The sequence below is a fragment of the Streptomyces sp. NBC_00878 genome, assembly GCF_026341515.1.
In the GTDB taxonomy this organism is placed as follows: Bacteria; Actinomycetota; Actinomycetes; order Streptomycetales; family Streptomycetaceae; genus Streptomyces.
On sequence record NZ_JAPEOK010000001.1, the window covers coordinates 3,715,657 to 3,731,836 of the forward strand.

Genomic DNA, 16,180 nt, shown 5'->3' on the forward strand with positions numbered 1-16,180 from the left:
TACCTTGCTCCTCGTCCGAGTGGGGTGCCTGGGTGGGGTGCCTGGGTGATGAGTCCGGGTGGTGCGAGAACTGACGTACGACAGGGCGCATGGTAAGCGCGGGGCGGCTGGTGACGGAATGCGGGGGACGAGCCCTGCGCAGACTCAGCCCAGACTCAGCCCAGACGCAGCGCAGACGCAGCGCAGACGTAGCGCAGACGTAGCGCGGGGGCCAAGCGCAAGTCACGACAGTGCGTCATCAATCGGTGCATCTAACCTGCCGACATGACTCCCTTGCCGGATTGCTTCTGCCCGGTGGACGGCACGCGCGTCCCGGTGGACTCGCTCGCGTGGTGCTGTCCGGTCTGCCGCGGCCCGCTCGACCTGGACTTCGCGCCCACGCCCGCCTCCCTCAAATCCCTCGCGGGCCGGGTGAATTCCCTCTGGCGGTACGCGGAGTGCCTGCCCCTGTCGGCCCCCTCGGTGTCGCTCGGCGAGGGCCGCACCCCGCTGATCCCGCTCAAGGACGGCGTTTCAGCCAAACTGGACTTCCTGATGCCGACGCTCTCCTTCAAGGACCGCGGGGCCGTCCTGCTCGCCGAGTTGGCCCTGCGGCTGCGGCCCGTCCGGGTCGTCGCGGACAGCAGCGGCAACGCGGGCACGGCGGTCGCCGCGTACTGCGCCAGGGCCCAACTGCCCTGCACGGTCTACGTTCCTGACGGTACGTCCGCGAAGAAGCTGGAGCAGATCGGGGCGCACGGGGCCCGCCTCGAAGTGGTCCCGGGCGGCCGGGAGTCGGCCGCGCGGGCGGCTCGGGAGGCGGCGGACGAGGAGGGCACGTTCTACGCCTCGCACGTCTTCAACCCGTACTTTCTGCACGGTACGAAGACGTACGTCCACGAGCTGTGGGAGGACCTCGGCGGGCGGCTCCCCGAGGTGATCGTCGTGCCCGTCGGCAACGGCACGCTCCTGCTCGGCGCGTCCCTCGCGGTCGCCGAGCTGCACGCGGCGGGAATGATCGACCGCCGGCCCGCCCTGTACGCGGTCCAGTCCGCCGCCGTCGCCCCACTCGCCCATGCCTGGCACGAGGGCGCCGACGACCTGGTCGGGGCGACCCCGACGGCGCCCACGTTCGCCGAGGGGATCGCGATTCCCCGCCCGCCCCGGGCCCGGCAGATCCTGCGGGCGGTGCGGCAGTCCGGCGGCACGTTCCTCACGGTGACGGAGGACCAGATCCGCCATGCCCAGCGGGACCTGGCCTCGCAGGGTCTGTACGTGGAGTCGACGGGGGTGGCGTGCTGGGCGGCGGTGCGGGAGGGGGCGCTGGGCGCCCGTACGGCTGTCGTGCCGCTGTGCGGGGCGGGCCTGAAGACGGGGCTCGCACGTCCGTAGGGCTTCGTGTCGTGTCTCGACTGCGGGTGGGTGGGGGCTGGTCGCGCAGTTCCCCGCGCCCCTGAAAGACACGGGGCTGCGCGACCAGCCCCCACCGGCCGGCACCCGAAGAACACCCCCCCAGCCCCCTACTCCCCCCGCGGAGCGCCCCCGCCGGGGACGGCCAGCCGCTGCTGTTCCTCCTCCACGATCCGACGAGCGATCGTGCCGTCCGAGACATCGACGGCATCCGGCGTCGCCTCCGCGACGTCACTGCGGCGGGCGTACGCGTCGAAGAGGCGGGCCTTGTTCTCCAGGATCCGCAGCAGCCGGTCGTCCACGCTGTCCGTCGCGAGCAGCCGGTGCACCTGGACGGAACGGACCTGGCCCATGCGGTGGGCCCGGGCGACAGCCTGGTGCTCCAGGGTCGGCTTGACCTGGGGCTCGCAGAGGATCACGACGGACGCGGCCTGGAGGTTGAGGCCGACGCCGCCCGCCTCGATCTGGCAGAGCAGCACGGCATGACCGGGCGCGGCCGTGAACTCGTCGACGAGCTGCTGTCGCCGGGTGGCGGGCACCCCGCCCGCGAGGGGTCCCAACACGCCTTCCCCTACGGCCTGTTGGACCGTGGCAAGGACGTCCCGGAAGTAGGAGAAGACGACCACCTTCAGGTCGTTCGCGGCGGCCTCCGCGACGAGTTCGCGCAGCCGCTGGAGCTTCGCCGACTTCTCGGCGTGCGCGTACGCGGCTCTGCGCATCGCCATGAAGTTCCCGGCGGCGACGGCCTCGCGGTAGGCGTCCTGGTCGGCGGCGCTGAGCTCCTCCCACTCGTCGACCTGGACCAGCGCGGGCAGTTCGGTGAGCACATCCTGCTGGTTGCGCCGCAGATAGGCGGGGGCGACGGATCTGCGGAACGTGTGCGGGCCCGCGACGGCGTCACTGCCCTGGATGGCGGGCACCAGCTCGGGCTGGAGGTAGCGGACGAGGGTGCGGAACTCCTCGACGCGGTTCTCCATCGGCGTACCGGTCAGGAACAGGACACGCTCGCACCGGTCGGTCCAGAGCGCGACGGCGCGGGAGCGACGGGCGTCGGGGTTCTTGACGTAATGGGCCTCGTCCACGACGAGCGCCGCCGGGGCAGCGGGGGTGGCGGGGACTCCTGCCGGGCCCTTCACACCCCTCTCGCTCCTCGCCCCCTTCACACTCTTCCCGCCCTGCGCGCCCTGCGCCGGGTCCGGCAGGCTGTGGAGTACGTCGAAGGTGGTGACCGCCACGCCACCGCGCTGCCGCCACTCGGCGTACGCGTCCTGCCGGTCGGGGCCGTGCACGGGCACCGCGCGCAGGGTGCTGCGGGAGCGGATCTCGCGCGTCCAGTTGATCAGTACGCTCGCCGGGCACACCACCAGGAAGTGGGTGTGCCCGTCGGCGGCGAGATGCGCGAGCACGGCGATGGCCTGGACGGTCTTGCCGAGCCCCATCTCGTCACCGAGGACCACTCTGCGCTGGGCGAGCGCGAACCGCGCGCCGAAGGACTGGTATCCGCGGAGCGAGACCCGGCGGTGGGTGTCGTCGAGCCCCTGCGCGTGCACCCGGTCCGCGACCTCGGCCGGCAGGAACCCCTCGGCGGCCTCGACATCGGGCGCGCTCCCCGCGATCTCGGCGAGCTGGCTGTAGTACTCCGGGGACCGCAGCTCGAAGTCCACCCACGCCTCGACGTCGGACGCGGACTCCCGCAGCAGGTCGGTGGAGGCCTGTGTGAGCAGCATCGGTACGCCCTTGGCGAGGGCGTCGGCCGTCAGTGCGCGGAGTTCCGCGACGGCGGCGAGTGCGCTCTCCCGCCTGGCCCGGCCCGTCAGGGCCATCCGCAGCCGCCCGGTGGCCGGCCGGGCCGCCGGGAGAAGCGACGTGAGCCCGCGGTCGAGCTCCACGGCGGCGTCCACGGCCCGGCGCAGCTCGGGTCCGGCCTCGACGAGCCGGCGCAGCGCGATGACGAGGGCGGTGGTCCGCGGCTCGGGGTGGTCCACGTCGATCCGTACGGACACGGTCTCCTCGACCGCGCGGGCGATCTGCCGGGCCGCGGCGAGTGCCTGGTCGGCGGTCTGGGCGCCGACGCCCGGTATCTGCCGCAGCTCGTACCGGCTCGCGTCGAACACGGCCCGCACCGACCCGAGCCCCGCCGCCTCGACGGCCCCGAGCCTGAGCCGCCCCTCGGTGACGTCCTTCAGGCGTGAGACCGGGATGCCCTCCAGCTCCTGGGCGACCAGCTCGGCGAGGACCGGCGCGAGGGCCGTACGCACCAGGTCGAGCGCCCGTGCGTGATCGCCGAGCACCCCTCGCGCGAGCCCGTGCAGCCGCTCGCCCCGCCCGACGACCGCACGGGCCTTCCGCCCCGCCGGTACGGGGCTGTCGACCGCTCCCTCGCCCTCCGCACCCTCCGCCATGACGCCCCTCGTGCCGTACCCCGTGTGCCGTACCCCGCGATGAGCGGACATCCTTCCACGGGGGACTGACACACGGCCCGGACCGTGCGGCAAGGGACCGGGCCATACGGCAAGGGGCCGGGCCGTGCGCACGGGGTCAGGTTCGGTCGGTGGTCTCCAGCAGCGGGCGGCACTGCGCCGCGAGCCCCGACATTCCGTACGCCTCCGCGCTGCGCAGCGCCTCCTCCAGGAGACGCTGGGCGAGGGCGGCGTTCCCGGGGCCGGCGACGCCGCGCAGCGCACGGGCCCGGGCCAGCCTGAGGCGGGCGAGTTCCGGCTGCGACGAGCGGGCCGGCACGGCGGCCTGCCGGAAGTGGGCGAGGGCGGTCTCCGGTTCGCCGGCGGCCAGGGCCAGCAGTCCGCAGGCCCGCGCGGTCGAGCCGACCAGCACGGTGGGCCAGCCGGCGAGCGCGATCTGCTGTCCGTCGTGCGGCGCCAACCGCTCGCGCAGTCCCGGGAGCACCTCCCTCAACTGGGCCTCGTATCCGCCCTGGACGTCCAGGGCGGCACAGACCTCGGCGAGTACGACCAGCGTGGGCACGGCCCAGCCGGAGGGCGGGAACCGGCTGAAGGCCGCGGTGTCCGCGGCGAAGCCCACCAGCAGGTCCGCTCCCTCGGCGTGCTGCCCCGTCTCGCAGAGGGCGAGCGCGAGACCGGCCCGCCAGATGGGGAAGTAGCCGTGCCGTTCGACGTCCTCGGCCAGGTCGGAGGCGAACAGCTCCGCCATCCGGCCCTGTTCGCGCAGCAGCCAGAAGGCCTGGCCGAGGCGGGTCTGGCGCAGGTTGTCGGCGGGCACCGCGAGATCGGCCCGCAGGCGCTCGATGTACTTCGGCGACTCGCCGAGAATCCAGTCCGCCGCCCCTTCGAACCTGCCGTGCCACAGGTCGAGCAGGGCGTCCAGGGTGTGCCGCTGCCAGATGGCGAGGGCGCTGCGGGTGTCGGCGGCGTACTTGCGGTACTGGCTCGCGGTGGCCATCGCGCTGTAGACCCTGCCGGTGCGCAGCTGGTCGATGACGAGGGCCATGAGGGCCTCGCCGCGGAAGTAGGCGGAGTCGTGGCGGACCGCGGCGTCGTGCAACTGCTGGGACAGCGACAGGGCGTCGGCGGCGGGCGTGAAGTCGTATCTCGCCCAGCGGCATTCGGTGAGCACTTCGCAGCGCACCTCGTCGTCCCGGCCGTCCTTCGGTAATCGGCTCAGCGCGTCGTCGGCCAGCCTCGCCCCTTCCTCGGGGCCCGTCCGGCCTGCCGCGGTGTCCTCGCTGACCGCCATGGACACCTTCTTCGCCAGGTGGGCGGTGAGGCGCAGCCGCAGGCCGGCCGCCTCGGCTCCGCCGTCGCCCTGTAACGCGGCCAGGCTGTCCCTGATGAGATGGAGCAGTGCGTGGTCGACCTGTCCGGGGTCGGACCAGCGGCGGGCCATCCTGATGACGGCCTCGGCCCGGGCCCGCGGATCCCCTTCGGCACTGCGGTGCGCGGCCCGGTAGTGGCGGTCGGCCTCCCGCATGTCGCCGGTGGTGTGGCTCAGATCGCCGCGTCTGAGCAGCCGGTCGAACTCGTGGCGCCGCTGGGCTTCCGCCGACCGTCTCTCGCTTCCTCCGGCCGGTCCGGCCGCCCGTCTGCCGGGCCCGCTCCGGACCGCCTTCGGCAAGGAGTCGAGGCTCGGCGGCGCCAGGCCGGTCAACGCCCCCTTGGCATCCAGCACTTGGTCGCACAGCTGTGCCAGCTCGACGGACGCCCGACGCAGACCGGTCTCGACCCGGCTCAGGAAGCTGCGGCTGCAGTGCACCTTGCGTGCCAGCTCACCCAGCGAAAGCCCTGCTGCGATACGGCGTCGGCGTAACTCGGTACCGAACGCGTTGTGCTCGATCGTCATCCCCCCAACAGCCCCCTGTCCGCCCCCGTGTTGCCAGATATGCGCTGGCAACAGTCGCCCACTCCACAACGCCACGGAAAGGAACGAACCTGTCCATGTGGAGCTTACTGGGAGCAAGGGGTTGGTCACCCGCGGAACAGGAGCACTGGTCATGGGTCCGGACGGTCCCGCGATGGGTCCGGACGGTCCCGCGATGGGTCCGGACGGTCCCGAGGGGGTGGCGACAGCCGGCCGGGGCATGCGCGGCACCGATTCCGCCCGGACATACGGGGTCGGTTTCGCCCGGTGGCCTCACGAGTTCGTCACCGGCGAGCGCTTGGGGGAAGCGGCTCGCCGGTGACGTCCTGGCCCGACCCGCCGTCGGAGTCGGGACAGGGCACTTTCGGTCCGGGGCGTGCGGGGGGCGCTCCGGGCCGAAAGTCCGTATGCGGGAGTGGAATCGACCGAACGCGGGCGCCCATATCGCCCATATCACCTGTATCGCCGGTATCGCCTATACGTGGGCGGCGCGAGGGCGTCGGAACGCGAAGGCCGCGGCCACCCCGCCGATGAGTCCGAAGAGGTGTCCCTGCCAGCTGACGCCGGCCGTCGTCGGCAGTACGCCCCACAGGATCGAGCCGTAGACCGCGCCGACGAGGAGTCCTATGACCACGTCACCGATCCGGCGGTCCACGAAGCCGCGGACGAGCAGATACCCGAAGAGACCGAAGACGACGCCGGACGCGCCCGCGGTGACGGAGTGTTCGGGTGCGGTGAGCCAGACGCCCAGACCACTGACGAGGACGGTCACGGTGACGACAGCCAGGAAGCGGCGGATGCCGGACAGCGCGGCGAGGAAGCCGAGGAGGAGCAGCGGCACGCTGTTCGCCGCGAGATGGTCGAAGCCGAAGTGCACGAAGGCGGCGGGCACGATGTCGCGCAGCTCGCCGAACTCGCGCGGGGTGATGCCGAACGTGTCCAGTGCGTGGCCGGTGGCCGCGTCGATGGCCTCAAGGACCCACAGCAGGGCGACCCAGCCACCCGTCACCAGGGCGGCGCTCTTGGCCCGCTCACCGCGCGAAGCCGGTGCGGGAAGGGTCACGTCGTACGGTCGGTACGCCATGGGAGACCTCCTGGCTGCCCTCGTGTACCGCTCAACGTACGGGCGGCCCGGCCCGGTTCCCGCCGCACCACCGGGAAGCGGAACGACGGTGACCACTCTCGGTCTCGTACTTCTTACGCATGGTGACCGTGCGCCTTCGGCCTCACTGTGATCTGCCATGGACAACGGATCACAGGCAGCCCGGGAGACCCGCATAGTCGAACTGGTCGTGCCCGGCATCGGCCTGGTGGACCGCACGGAGGCGCTGGAGCCTCCGGCCGTCCGCCGGATCAGCGGGGACGAGAGCGCCGGCTGGTACGGAACGGTGGCGGAGGCGAGAGCGAGAGCGGGGGCGGGGGCGGGGACGGACGACGACGGCTCCGAGCCGCCGGTCGAACGGCAGGTGTACGACACTGGCCACTCCGCTGCCGGGTCGTCGCGAAGCTCCTCAGGACCACCTCAGGCCAGCCCCAGGAACCCGTGCGGCCCGTGCGGCTCCGAACGAGTGAACTCGCCGGAACGCGTACCGGACGGGGGCCTCCGCCCGGGGTCCGGATGGTGACGTGGCCGTTCGAGCCGAGCCACGCCCTTGATCTGGAAGAGGCGCCCCGACATGCGACGTACCACCCGCTCCCGCCGTCTGTTCGCCGCAGCGCTGCTCGTGGCGTCGGTGCTGGCCCCGATGACGGCGATTCCCGCCACGGCCGTCCACGCCGTGAACGTCCATGCCGCCGGCGTCGACCGCTGTGACAAGGGCGAGTGCCCGTCCCCGGGGCTCGGTCCCGAGCTGACCGCCCGGCTGGACAAGGCCGTCGACGACGTCCGCCGGGAGGCGAACATCCCCGGCGTCATCGTCGGGCTGTGGATGCCGGGCGAGGGAAGCTACGTCCGCGCGACCGGAGTCGCCGACACCGCCACCCGCGAGCCGATGACCACCGACCCGTTCATGCGGATCGGCAGCGAGACGAAGACCTTCACGGTCACCGCGCTTCTCAAGCTCGTCGACGACCGCCGGATCCGGCTGGACGACCCGATCTCCAGGTACGTCGAGGGGGTGCCGGGCGGTCGCCGGATCACGCTGCGCCATCTCGCCGAGATGCGCAGCGGCCTGTTCCCGTACAGCGCCGACCCGGACTTCGCGAAGGACCTGTTGGGCGATCCGAGTCGGTCGTTCACCCCGCGGGAGGTGCTCGCGTACGGCTTCAAGCACCCGAACACCTTCAAGCCGGGGCAGGAGTTCCAGTACTCCAACAGCAACCTCGTCCTCCTCGGCCTGGTGATCGAGAAGGTCGGCGGTCAGCGCCTCGCCGACTTCATCGACAGGCAGGTGCTCCGCCCGGCCCGTCTGCGCCACACACTGTTCCCCAAGGGCGCCGAGTTCCCCGAACCGCACGCGCGCGGCTACACCAACCAGACCCTGAGCGGCGAGATCGAGGACTCCACGGACTGGAATCCCAGTTGGGCCTGGGCGGCCGGGGCGATGATCTCGGACCTGCACGACCTGCGCCGCTGGGCCAGGATCGTCGCGACGGGGACGCTGCTCAGCCCACAAACCCAGCGGGAACGGCTCAAGATGCTGCCGACCGGCTTCCCCGGCACGAACTACGGCCTGGGCATCTTCGAGTCCGACGGCTGGATCGGACACAACGGCTCCATCCCGGGCTACGAGAGCGTGACCGTCTACCTCCCGTCGAAGAAGGCCACGTTGGTGGTCCTCGTCAACACGGACGTCCCCCACGAGGGCCAGGAGCCGTCCTCACTCCTCGCCCGCGCGATCACCGCGATCGCGACCCCGGGCAACGTGTACGACCGGCCGGTACCGCCGCGCTAGGGCCTGTCCCCGTCAGCGCAGCAGCCCGAACGTCGCCCCCGCCACCGCCGCGCCCAGCGCCGCCCCCGCCACGACCTGGGCCGGGGTGTGGTCCCGCAGCGCGATGCGGGACCAGCCGACCAGGACGACCAGGGGGAAGGCCGCCAGCGGCCAAGGGCCGTAGTCGAGGGCGAGGATGGCGATGCTGCCGGAGGAGACGGCGGCGTGGACGGAGATCTTCCACGCGAAGGTGATGGCCATGAGGACGACCAGAGTCGAGACCATCGCCGCGATGAGCGCGATCATGGCCGACGGGGCATCCATGAGGCCCATCAGCAGGGTGCCGGTGGTGACCGAGCAGATGATGAAGACCATGACCACGAGCCGCTGCTGCCGCTGACCGAGGTGACGGTCGGCCCAAGTACCGCGCCGGACACCGAGCTTGATGAAGAGCACCGGGATGACGGCCGCGAACAGCGCGCCGAACAGCCCCCAGCCGACCCCGGCCAGTCCGTCGGTGTGCCAGCCGACGACCAGGGTGACGACGAGGATCCAGTTCTTCGGCTCGAAGTGGTCGGTGACGAGCCGGGCGGCGCGGGACTCCGGAGGAGCGGCGGAAACGGTTTCGGTACTGGTCACTGGTGGGCTTTCTGCTGGGCGGAGCGGTGGCTGCTGTCGGAGCACTCGGGGGTGGGGGTTCCGTCGGTGCTGTGGGGGCTGTCAGTGCCGTGCGTGTTCTGCGTGCCGTGCGCGCTGTCGGTGCCGTGCGTGCGGACGAACTCTCGTACGGTGTTGCCGGCTCGGGCTGCCTCGATCCGCCGCAGCCATTGGGCCTCGACTTCGAGGTCGAGGGCGGCGTCATCGCCGGCGGAGCCGACGCCGCGGCGCTGGACGGCGTCGGCCGGGGCTCGGCCCGCGAGCTTGGCGCGGCGGGCGGTCTCGATCCAGCAGGCCTCCGCGATGTCCCGCCGGGCGGCGGGCGCGGCGGCCTCGGCGGCGTCCCGCTGGGCGGCCGAGACGTACGGCTGGAGGGCGAGGATCGCATCGCGGATCTCCACGACTCGGCGGTGCAGCCGCATCCGTAGCTCCCGGCGCCGCAACTCCTCGCCCAGTACGACCTCGGGAACGGCCCCGGTCAGGTCCTGCCAGAGGGGGCGCAGCGCGCGCAGGTACCGCCAGTGCCGGGCCGCCCGCCAGGCCACTCCGACGGCAGGGACGGAACTGCCGACGAGGATCAGGCCGATGGCGGCGTGCTTCATCGCGTCGGTGACCGTGCTCGCGTCCGCGTCACTGCCGGGCCCTGCCACCTCGGTGAGGCGCAGCACGAGGTAGACGGCGCGGGACAGCGCGTACGCCACCCCGGCCGCCGTGCCCGCGCCGAGCAGCCGCAGGCCGGTGCGCAGCCAGCCCGCGCCCGCGTGGCGACTGGAACCCCAGAAGAGCCAGGTGGCCATGGCCATCGCCGTACCCAGGTAGGCGAGCCAGACGAGCAGGTAGGCGGTGGCGGGGACGGATCCGGCGCTGCTGTCGAAGAAGTCCTCGGCTTCGCTCCGGCGCGGCACGAAGGCGAACAGTACGGTCAGCACGGCCATGGTCGCCCCGGCGGCGAACATCCGACGCCGTACTCCGGTACGGCTCTGAGGCCGGGCGATGACGTACACGAACTCCAGGACCGCGCCCGACGCCGTGATGCCGAGGTACTGCTTGAGCAGGGTCGACAGATTGTTGACGCCGGTGCCGCTGTCGATGGCGTGCATGACGGCCGGGGTACGCAGGGTCATGGCGAGCGTCAGCGCGGCGAAGGCGACCCACAGGGTGCGCTGCTTCGACGACCGTACGGCCGAGGGGGCCCGCCAGATGGCGACCGCCCACAGCAGGATCAGAACCACGGTGGTCATGCGCACGCCCTCACGGTCTGGGGTCTCGGGGAGTGGTTCTGTGGTCTCGGGGAGTGTCTGTGGAGGTGCGGATGGGGTGGCCGAGGGCGTCGCCCAGCCGTTCCAGCACGGGGTTCGTGGTGGCCTCGCGGTCGAGGATGCGGTGGCTGAGAATCGTCGCCAGGAGTTCGGCGTCCTTCTCCTCGTTGTCGCTGTAGCTGGTGCGCCCGAGGATGTGCAGCACCTGGTCGAGGTCGATCCCGAGGTCGTCCTCGTCGTCTTCCTCGCCCGCGACGCGCGCGATGTCCTCGCCGTCCTCGCCGCCCTCGCCGCCCTCGCCGCCCGGCAGCAACCTGGTGGCGTACGCGGGCCGTTCGGTGCCCGGGCCGCCGTGGCCGAGAAGCAGGTGGGCGAGTTCGTGCAGCACGATCTGGAGCTTGTGCAGGGCGCTGGTCGCCGGCTCGTAGAAGATCAGGTCCGCGTTCTCGGTGGCCACCAGAACCCCGCAGGGCATGGTGCTGTCCGGGGCACCTTCCAGAGCGACCAGGCGCAACGGGCGGCCCCGCTGAGCGGCGATACCCTCGCACAAGGCGTCGAGGTCGAAGGGGCGCGGGATGGTGACCACGTCGGCGGTGGCCTCACAGCGGGCGCGGCGGCGCGTGATGTACATGCGATCCTCGCTGGCCGGACGGACCGGGGCCGACCGGATGTCCCTGGTGTGCACGGCGTTCGGCCGAAGCGTTGTCCGCCAGGCGGAGCGAACGGATTTTCGCACGAGCCTAAGCGGTGGCGTGCACATGCTCAAGCCGCCCGGGGTCGGACGTGCCGCGCACCGATACATTCCGGCCGCGGACGACACACACCAGACCCGCGCCCCACGCCCCACGCACGTCAGAATCGTGCCCGCGCACGACAGGCCCGTATCCCGTGCGCGTCAGCCCGCATCCCTGGGCGCGTCAGGCCCGCATCCCGCGCACGTGAGCCCGCCCCCCGTGCGCGTCAGGACTTCGTGTCCCGCGCCCCGCCGGGCGGTGGCTCCGGCAGCCCCTCCAGCCTGCGCGCCTGGTCGATCACGCCGCGGATCGCCTGGATACTGCCGGCCGACAGGCCGTTCATGCGCAGCGCGACGTCCCGCACCTCGCCGTCCTCCAGGATCTTCACCAACTCCCGCTGAGCCCGGGTCAGCTCCACCCGCTCCTTGATCCGGGCGAGCTTGGCGTCGACCCGCTCGGCCACCGCGTCGTCGAAGAAGTAGGTCACCGGGACACCGAAGAAGCCCGCGATCACGGTGAGGGTACTGACCTTCGGATCCACGATCTCGCCCTTGCGGATCTTCTGGATCGTGGCATGCGACACCGTCGGCCCGTCCGGCCCGGCCTTCGTACGGATCCCCTCGGCGATCTCCATATAGCTGAGCGGGCCCCGGTCCGCGGGATGGATGGTGCCGATCAGGTGGTCGAGCTTCTGGGCGATGGTGCGCCCGCTCGCCGGATTCCGGCTCTCCACCCGATCACCTCTCTCTGCGCGCGTTCGCCCGTGCGCCGAAGTTTACGAACGAGGATAGCGGCACGGGATCCATAAAGTTTGATTGACAATCATGTAGGGCCGTCGGCATGCTGAGGGAGGCCCGTAAAACAAAGTAGACGGCGTCGTGTGCGAGCCACGGGGGAGCGCGTACCCCGCCGTCAACAGCGGGAGCGGGTCGCGGGGGAGGGGATCGGGTCGGGAGCGCGGGGGCGCTCCCGACCCTGTGCGGGGTGCCCATCACGGGCGATCGCTCGGGAATGGCCGGAATGTGAAGTCCCCCCGGAAGGGACGGACTTGAGTCAGCCCGCCGCCTCGACATACGACGCCAGGTTGGCCAGCGACGAGGCGATCCCCGCCTCGTGGTCCGCCTGATCGATGCCGACTGGTACGTCCGTGGCGGTCACGGTCACCTCGGTTCCGTCCCCGGCGGCAGCGAGGGACCAGGTCATCGTCATGGTGCCCGCGTACGACGGGTCGTCGGCCTCGAACACCGCCCGCTGCACCACGCGTTCCGATGGCACCAGATCGGCGAACCCGACGTCGACGACATCCGTCGCATCCGAGGTCTTGCCGGGGCTGTCGGTGGGGTCGAGGTAGGTGAGCACCATCCGGAACCCGCCACCGGGCCGGGGATCCCACCGCTCGACCCGCCCGCGCATACCCTCCGGCGGCAGCCAGGCCTCCAGCGACGCCCGGTCGAGGAGCGCGCCGTAGACAGTCGCCGGTGGTGCCGCGATCACCCGGCTGGCGCGGTCGGTCCTACTCATGAGGGCGCACCCATGCCGTCTCATGAGGGCGCACCCATGCCGTGCCGTCGGTCGGATGTACGGCGGCTGCCGCGTCTCCGTCAGCCACTTGCGCGTCACCGTTGACCACCTGTGCGCCTCTTCCCATGGCGAATCAACATACAGAGGACATACGCGAGTTGTCGCCCCGCCACATCCGGCAGCTTCCGCCGCTTCCACCGCTTCCGCACGAGACACTCGGGCCACACCAGCCATACGGGCCACACGGGTCGCCCCACCGCAGTCGACACGAGAGATCCACACCCGTCACGCAAGCCCCGCATCCCACCCGGGAACCCCTCAACTCGCCCTGGGCGTCGGTACATTGAGATCGCCGATGCCGAGTACGAGTGGGGGCGCGGATGCGCGACACGGTCCTGGACGGCCGGTACACGCTCACGGAGCGGATCGGCGCGGGCGGTATGGGCGTGGTGTGGCGGGCCAGGGACGCGCGGCTCGAACGCCCGGTGGCCGTCAAGCTGCTGAGCCTGCCGCCGGGCACGGTCGGCGCCGAGCGGGAGCGGCTGCTCGCCATGTTCGGGCGGGAGGCGCGGGCCGCAGCCGCACTGGACAGCTCGTACATCGTGCCGGTCTTCGACCACGGGACGGACGGTGAAGTCCCCTACCTGGTCATGCCGTTGCTGTCGGGCCGGACCGTGGGCGAGTTGCTGGCCGACGGGCCGCTGCCGCCGGAGCGGGTCGCGGTGCTCGCCGCGCAGGTCTGCCGGGCTCTGGCGACCGCGCACCGGGCCGGCATCGTGCACCGCGACATCAAACCGGCGAACGTGATGCTCACGGACGAGGGCATGGTGAAGGTGCTCGACTTCGGCATCGCCAAGTTCCTCGACGCGACGACCGGCGGCCGCCTCACCGCGACCGCCGACTCCCCCATCGGCACCCTCTCCTACATGGCGCCGGAGCGCTTCACGCGGGGCGCGGACGACGGCCGTACGGACGTGTACGCGCTGGGCTGCACGGTGTACGAGATGCTCACCGGTGCGCCGCCCTTCGAATCGACGTCTGCGCCGGCGCTGATGCACTGCCATGTGTACGAGACACCGCAGAAGCCGTCGGTACGGCGTCCGGGGCTCGCCCCCGAGTGGGACGAACTGGTGGGGCGGATGCTGGCGAAGCCGGTCGGTGAGCGGCCGACGGCGGAGGAGGCACGAGCGGCGTTCGAGACACTGGCCCTGCCTGCGCCACCGCGCCCCGCATCCGCCATGCCTCCGGCCCCACCGGCCGCACCGGCCCCTCCACTTGATCACGCCGCACCTCCGGGGCAAGGCTCCGCCTCAACCGCACCCGCGAGCCCGGCCGACGCAACTCCCGCACAACACCAGCCCGCACAGCACCACCCCGCGCCCGCCTCACCCCCACAGCAACTCGCCACGAGCGATGCAACCCCCCAACTCCACCCCGACCCCACCTCGTACCTGCTCGCACCACCTCTCCCCAAGCCGCCGCCCACTCCCCCGACCACACCTACAGCCGCTCGTCGGCGCGGGCGGCGGATCGCCTGGGTCGGTGCCTCCGCGGTCGTCACCGCGCTCGTGATCGTGTTCTCGGTCGTCCAGCCCTTCGGCGGCGACGACGGCGACAGCGACGAGGCGGGCGGGAAGAACGGCGCGGGCGGGCCCAAGGCCGGCACGGTGGCCCCGGTGGCCAAGACCCAGACCCTCACCCTCGGTTCCGCCGCCGACTCCAAGGGCCCCGCCCGGGCGGTGACGGGCGCCCGCAAGGGCGGCACGGTCACGGTCCTCGAACCGGGCAGTATCACCACCCTCGACCCGGGCAACATGTGGTCCGGGACCGACCGGTTGATCTCCCGCCTCGTCTACCGCAGCCTGACCGCCTTCAGAACCCAGCCCGACGGCTCCGTCCGCCTCGTCGGGGACCTCGCCCAGGACACCGGCCGGTCATCGCTGGGCGGCCGCGACTGGACTTTCACCCTCAAACCGGGCCTCACGTACAACGACGGATCGCGCGTGCGCGCCCAGGACTTCGCGTACGCGATCAAGCGCGCCCTCGACCCCGACGCCTTCGCGATGGGCGACCGAACCCTGCGCAACTTCCTGTTCGGTCCCGAGGACGCGGACGGTATCGGCACCGAGCACGAGATGCCGCCGGGCGTCATCGAAACCCCGAACGACAGCACGATCGTCTTCCACCTCGACGGCGCCCACCCCGACTTCAACGTCGTCCTGGCCGGCCCGGGCGGCGCGCCCATGCCGGAGCGGGTCGCCGACATCTCCGGCACCTCGACACTCCTGCCGTCGACAGGCCCGTACCAGGTCAGCTCCTTCACCGACGCCAAGAACCTCACACTCACCCGCAACCCGAAGTGGCGCGCGGACACGGACCCGGTGCGCACCGCGTACCCCGACCGGTACGAGATCACCGGCGCGCTCACCCTCGACGAGATCAAGACCCGTATCCGCGCGGCCAGTTCGGACTCGGGCTCGGACGCCGACTCGGCCGTGATGACGTTCTCCGGCTCGCTGGACAAGGACGGGCTGGGCACGGCGGACGGCGCCGCCGACAGCGGCACGGTGCGGGTGACGTCACCGGCCCCGTACGTCCATGTGTACTCGGTCGACACCAAACGCATACCGAAACTGAAGGTCCGCCAGGCCATCGCCACCGCGTACCCGGCGGCCGACGTCCTGGCCGCGAGCGGCGAGGACGGCCTCGCCTCCAGCCACCTCATGCCGCCGGGCATCCCCGGTTCGCGCGACTTCGACCTGTACGGGGCCGGGGCGCACGGTGACCCCGACGCCGCCCGCGCGCTGCTCACCGAGGCCGGCGAGTCGGGTTTCCCCCTCACCCTCGCGTATGCGACGACCGCCGACGAAGCACGGGGTGAAGCGGTGAAGAAGGCCCTGGACAAGGCCGGTTTCCGGGTGACGCTGAAGAACGTCGACGTCTCCGACATCTACGAGAACATCGGCAAGGGCGAGTACGACCTGGCACGCCTGCCGATGAACAGCAGCGGCCTCCCGTTGGCATCGGCGTTCCTGCCGGACTCCTTCGACGGCCGCTACACCTTCCCGACCACCTCCAACTTCTCCCGGCTCAACAGCACGGCGGTCAACAACGCGATCGACGAGGCCAACGCGACGGCCGACGTGGCTGCCGCGGGCGAGAAGTGGTCCACCGTCGACCGCCGGGTGATGGAACAGGCGGCGGCCATTCCGGTGTACGTGCCGGTCCGTACGTTCCTCTACACCTCCAGGCTGAAGGGGCTCCAGGTGGACCTGGACGGCCTGTCGCCGCTCAACGCGTACGTGACCAAGTAGCGGCTGTCGGCCTGGCAACGGCTGGGGCCTGCCGGTGGTCACACGTTCCGGCAGTCACGGGTTCCGACGGTCACAGGTTCGGCCGGTCACAGGTTCCGGTG

General features: G+C 71.7%; 12 protein-coding genes. 4 read left to right on the forward strand and 8 right to left on the reverse strand.

Annotation, left to right across the window (positions count from 1 at the left end; translation table 11 throughout):
* The first annotated feature begins 264 nt into the window (after positions 1–264).
* On the forward strand, positions 265–1,371 hold the full coding sequence (locus OHA11_RS15465; protein ID WP_266496594.1) for a threonine synthase: 1,107 nt from the start codon (positions 265–267) through the stop codon (positions 1,369–1,371).
* A 128-nt stretch (positions 1,372–1,499) separates the two neighbouring features.
* Here OHA11_RS15465 and OHA11_RS15470 read toward each other — a convergent pair whose 3' ends face one another.
* The 3 genes from OHA11_RS15470 to OHA11_RS15480 form a co-directional block, all read right to left on the reverse strand.
* Entirely contained in the window at positions 1,500–3,791 is a 2,292-nt protein-coding gene (locus OHA11_RS15470) for a DEAD/DEAH box helicase (protein ID WP_266507193.1), read from the reverse strand.
* Positions 3,792–3,927: 136 nt separating this feature from the next.
* Positions 3,928–5,703 (reverse strand): helix-turn-helix transcriptional regulator, encoded by a 1,776-nt coding sequence (locus OHA11_RS15475; protein WP_266496596.1) that lies wholly within the window; start codon positions 5,701–5,703, stop codon positions 3,928–3,930.
* Positions 5,704–6,196: 493 nt separating this feature from the next.
* Positions 6,197–6,805, reverse strand: a complete 609-nt coding sequence (locus tag OHA11_RS15480; RefSeq protein WP_266496597.1) for a rhomboid family intramembrane serine protease — start codon at positions 6,803–6,805, stop codon at positions 6,197–6,199.
* 157 nt (positions 6,806–6,962) lie between these two features.
* Between OHA11_RS15480 and OHA11_RS15485 the strand changes: the two genes are divergently transcribed.
* Together OHA11_RS15485 and OHA11_RS15490 are read left to right on the forward strand one after the other, a co-directional pair.
* The gene (locus OHA11_RS15485) at positions 6,963–7,346 is read left to right on the forward strand and encodes a hypothetical protein (protein WP_266496598.1); all 384 of its coding nucleotides are present in this window, start codon (positions 6,963–6,965) and stop codon (positions 7,344–7,346) included.
* A 51-nt stretch (positions 7,347–7,397) separates the two neighbouring features.
* A complete protein-coding gene (locus tag OHA11_RS15490) occupies positions 7,398–8,615 on the forward strand; it encodes a serine hydrolase (protein ID WP_266496600.1) in 1,218 nt (405 codons plus the stop codon).
* Positions 8,616–8,627: 12 nt separating this feature from the next.
* Here OHA11_RS15490 and OHA11_RS15495 read toward each other — a convergent pair whose 3' ends face one another.
* The 5 genes from OHA11_RS15495 to OHA11_RS15515 all read right to left on the reverse strand — a co-directional run bounded on the left by OHA11_RS15495 (position 8,628) and on the right by OHA11_RS15515 (position 12,765).
* Positions 8,628–9,233: a hypothetical protein gene (locus OHA11_RS15495; RefSeq protein ID WP_266496603.1), complete on the reverse strand. Its 606-nt coding sequence runs from the start codon at positions 9,231–9,233 to the stop codon at positions 8,628–8,630.
* A complete protein-coding gene (locus OHA11_RS15500; protein WP_266496605.1) occupies positions 9,230–10,492 on the reverse strand; it encodes an MAB_1171c family putative transporter in 1,263 nt (420 codons plus the stop codon). Before OHA11_RS15500 ends, OHA11_RS15495 begins: the two co-directional genes overlap by 4 nt.
* Positions 10,493–10,502: 10 nt before the next feature.
* Entirely contained in the window at positions 10,503–11,141 is a 639-nt protein-coding gene (locus OHA11_RS15505) for a hypothetical protein (protein WP_266496608.1), read from the reverse strand.
* Between the two features lie 329 nt (positions 11,142–11,470).
* A complete protein-coding gene (locus tag OHA11_RS15510; RefSeq protein ID WP_266496611.1) occupies positions 11,471–11,977 on the reverse strand; it encodes a helix-turn-helix domain-containing protein in 507 nt (168 codons plus the stop codon).
* Positions 11,978–12,297: 320 nt separating this feature from the next.
* A complete protein-coding gene (locus tag OHA11_RS15515; RefSeq protein ID WP_266496612.1) occupies positions 12,298–12,765 on the reverse strand; it encodes an SRPBCC family protein in 468 nt (155 codons plus the stop codon).
* A 380-nt stretch (positions 12,766–13,145) separates the two neighbouring features.
* On the opposite strand from OHA11_RS15515, the gene OHA11_RS15520 reads away from it, so the two are divergent.
* Positions 13,146–16,079, forward strand: coding sequence for an ABC transporter substrate-binding protein (locus tag OHA11_RS15520; RefSeq protein ID WP_266496614.1), 2,934 nt, complete (start codon positions 13,146–13,148; stop codon positions 16,077–16,079).
* Positions 16,080–16,180 lie beyond the last annotated feature (101 nt).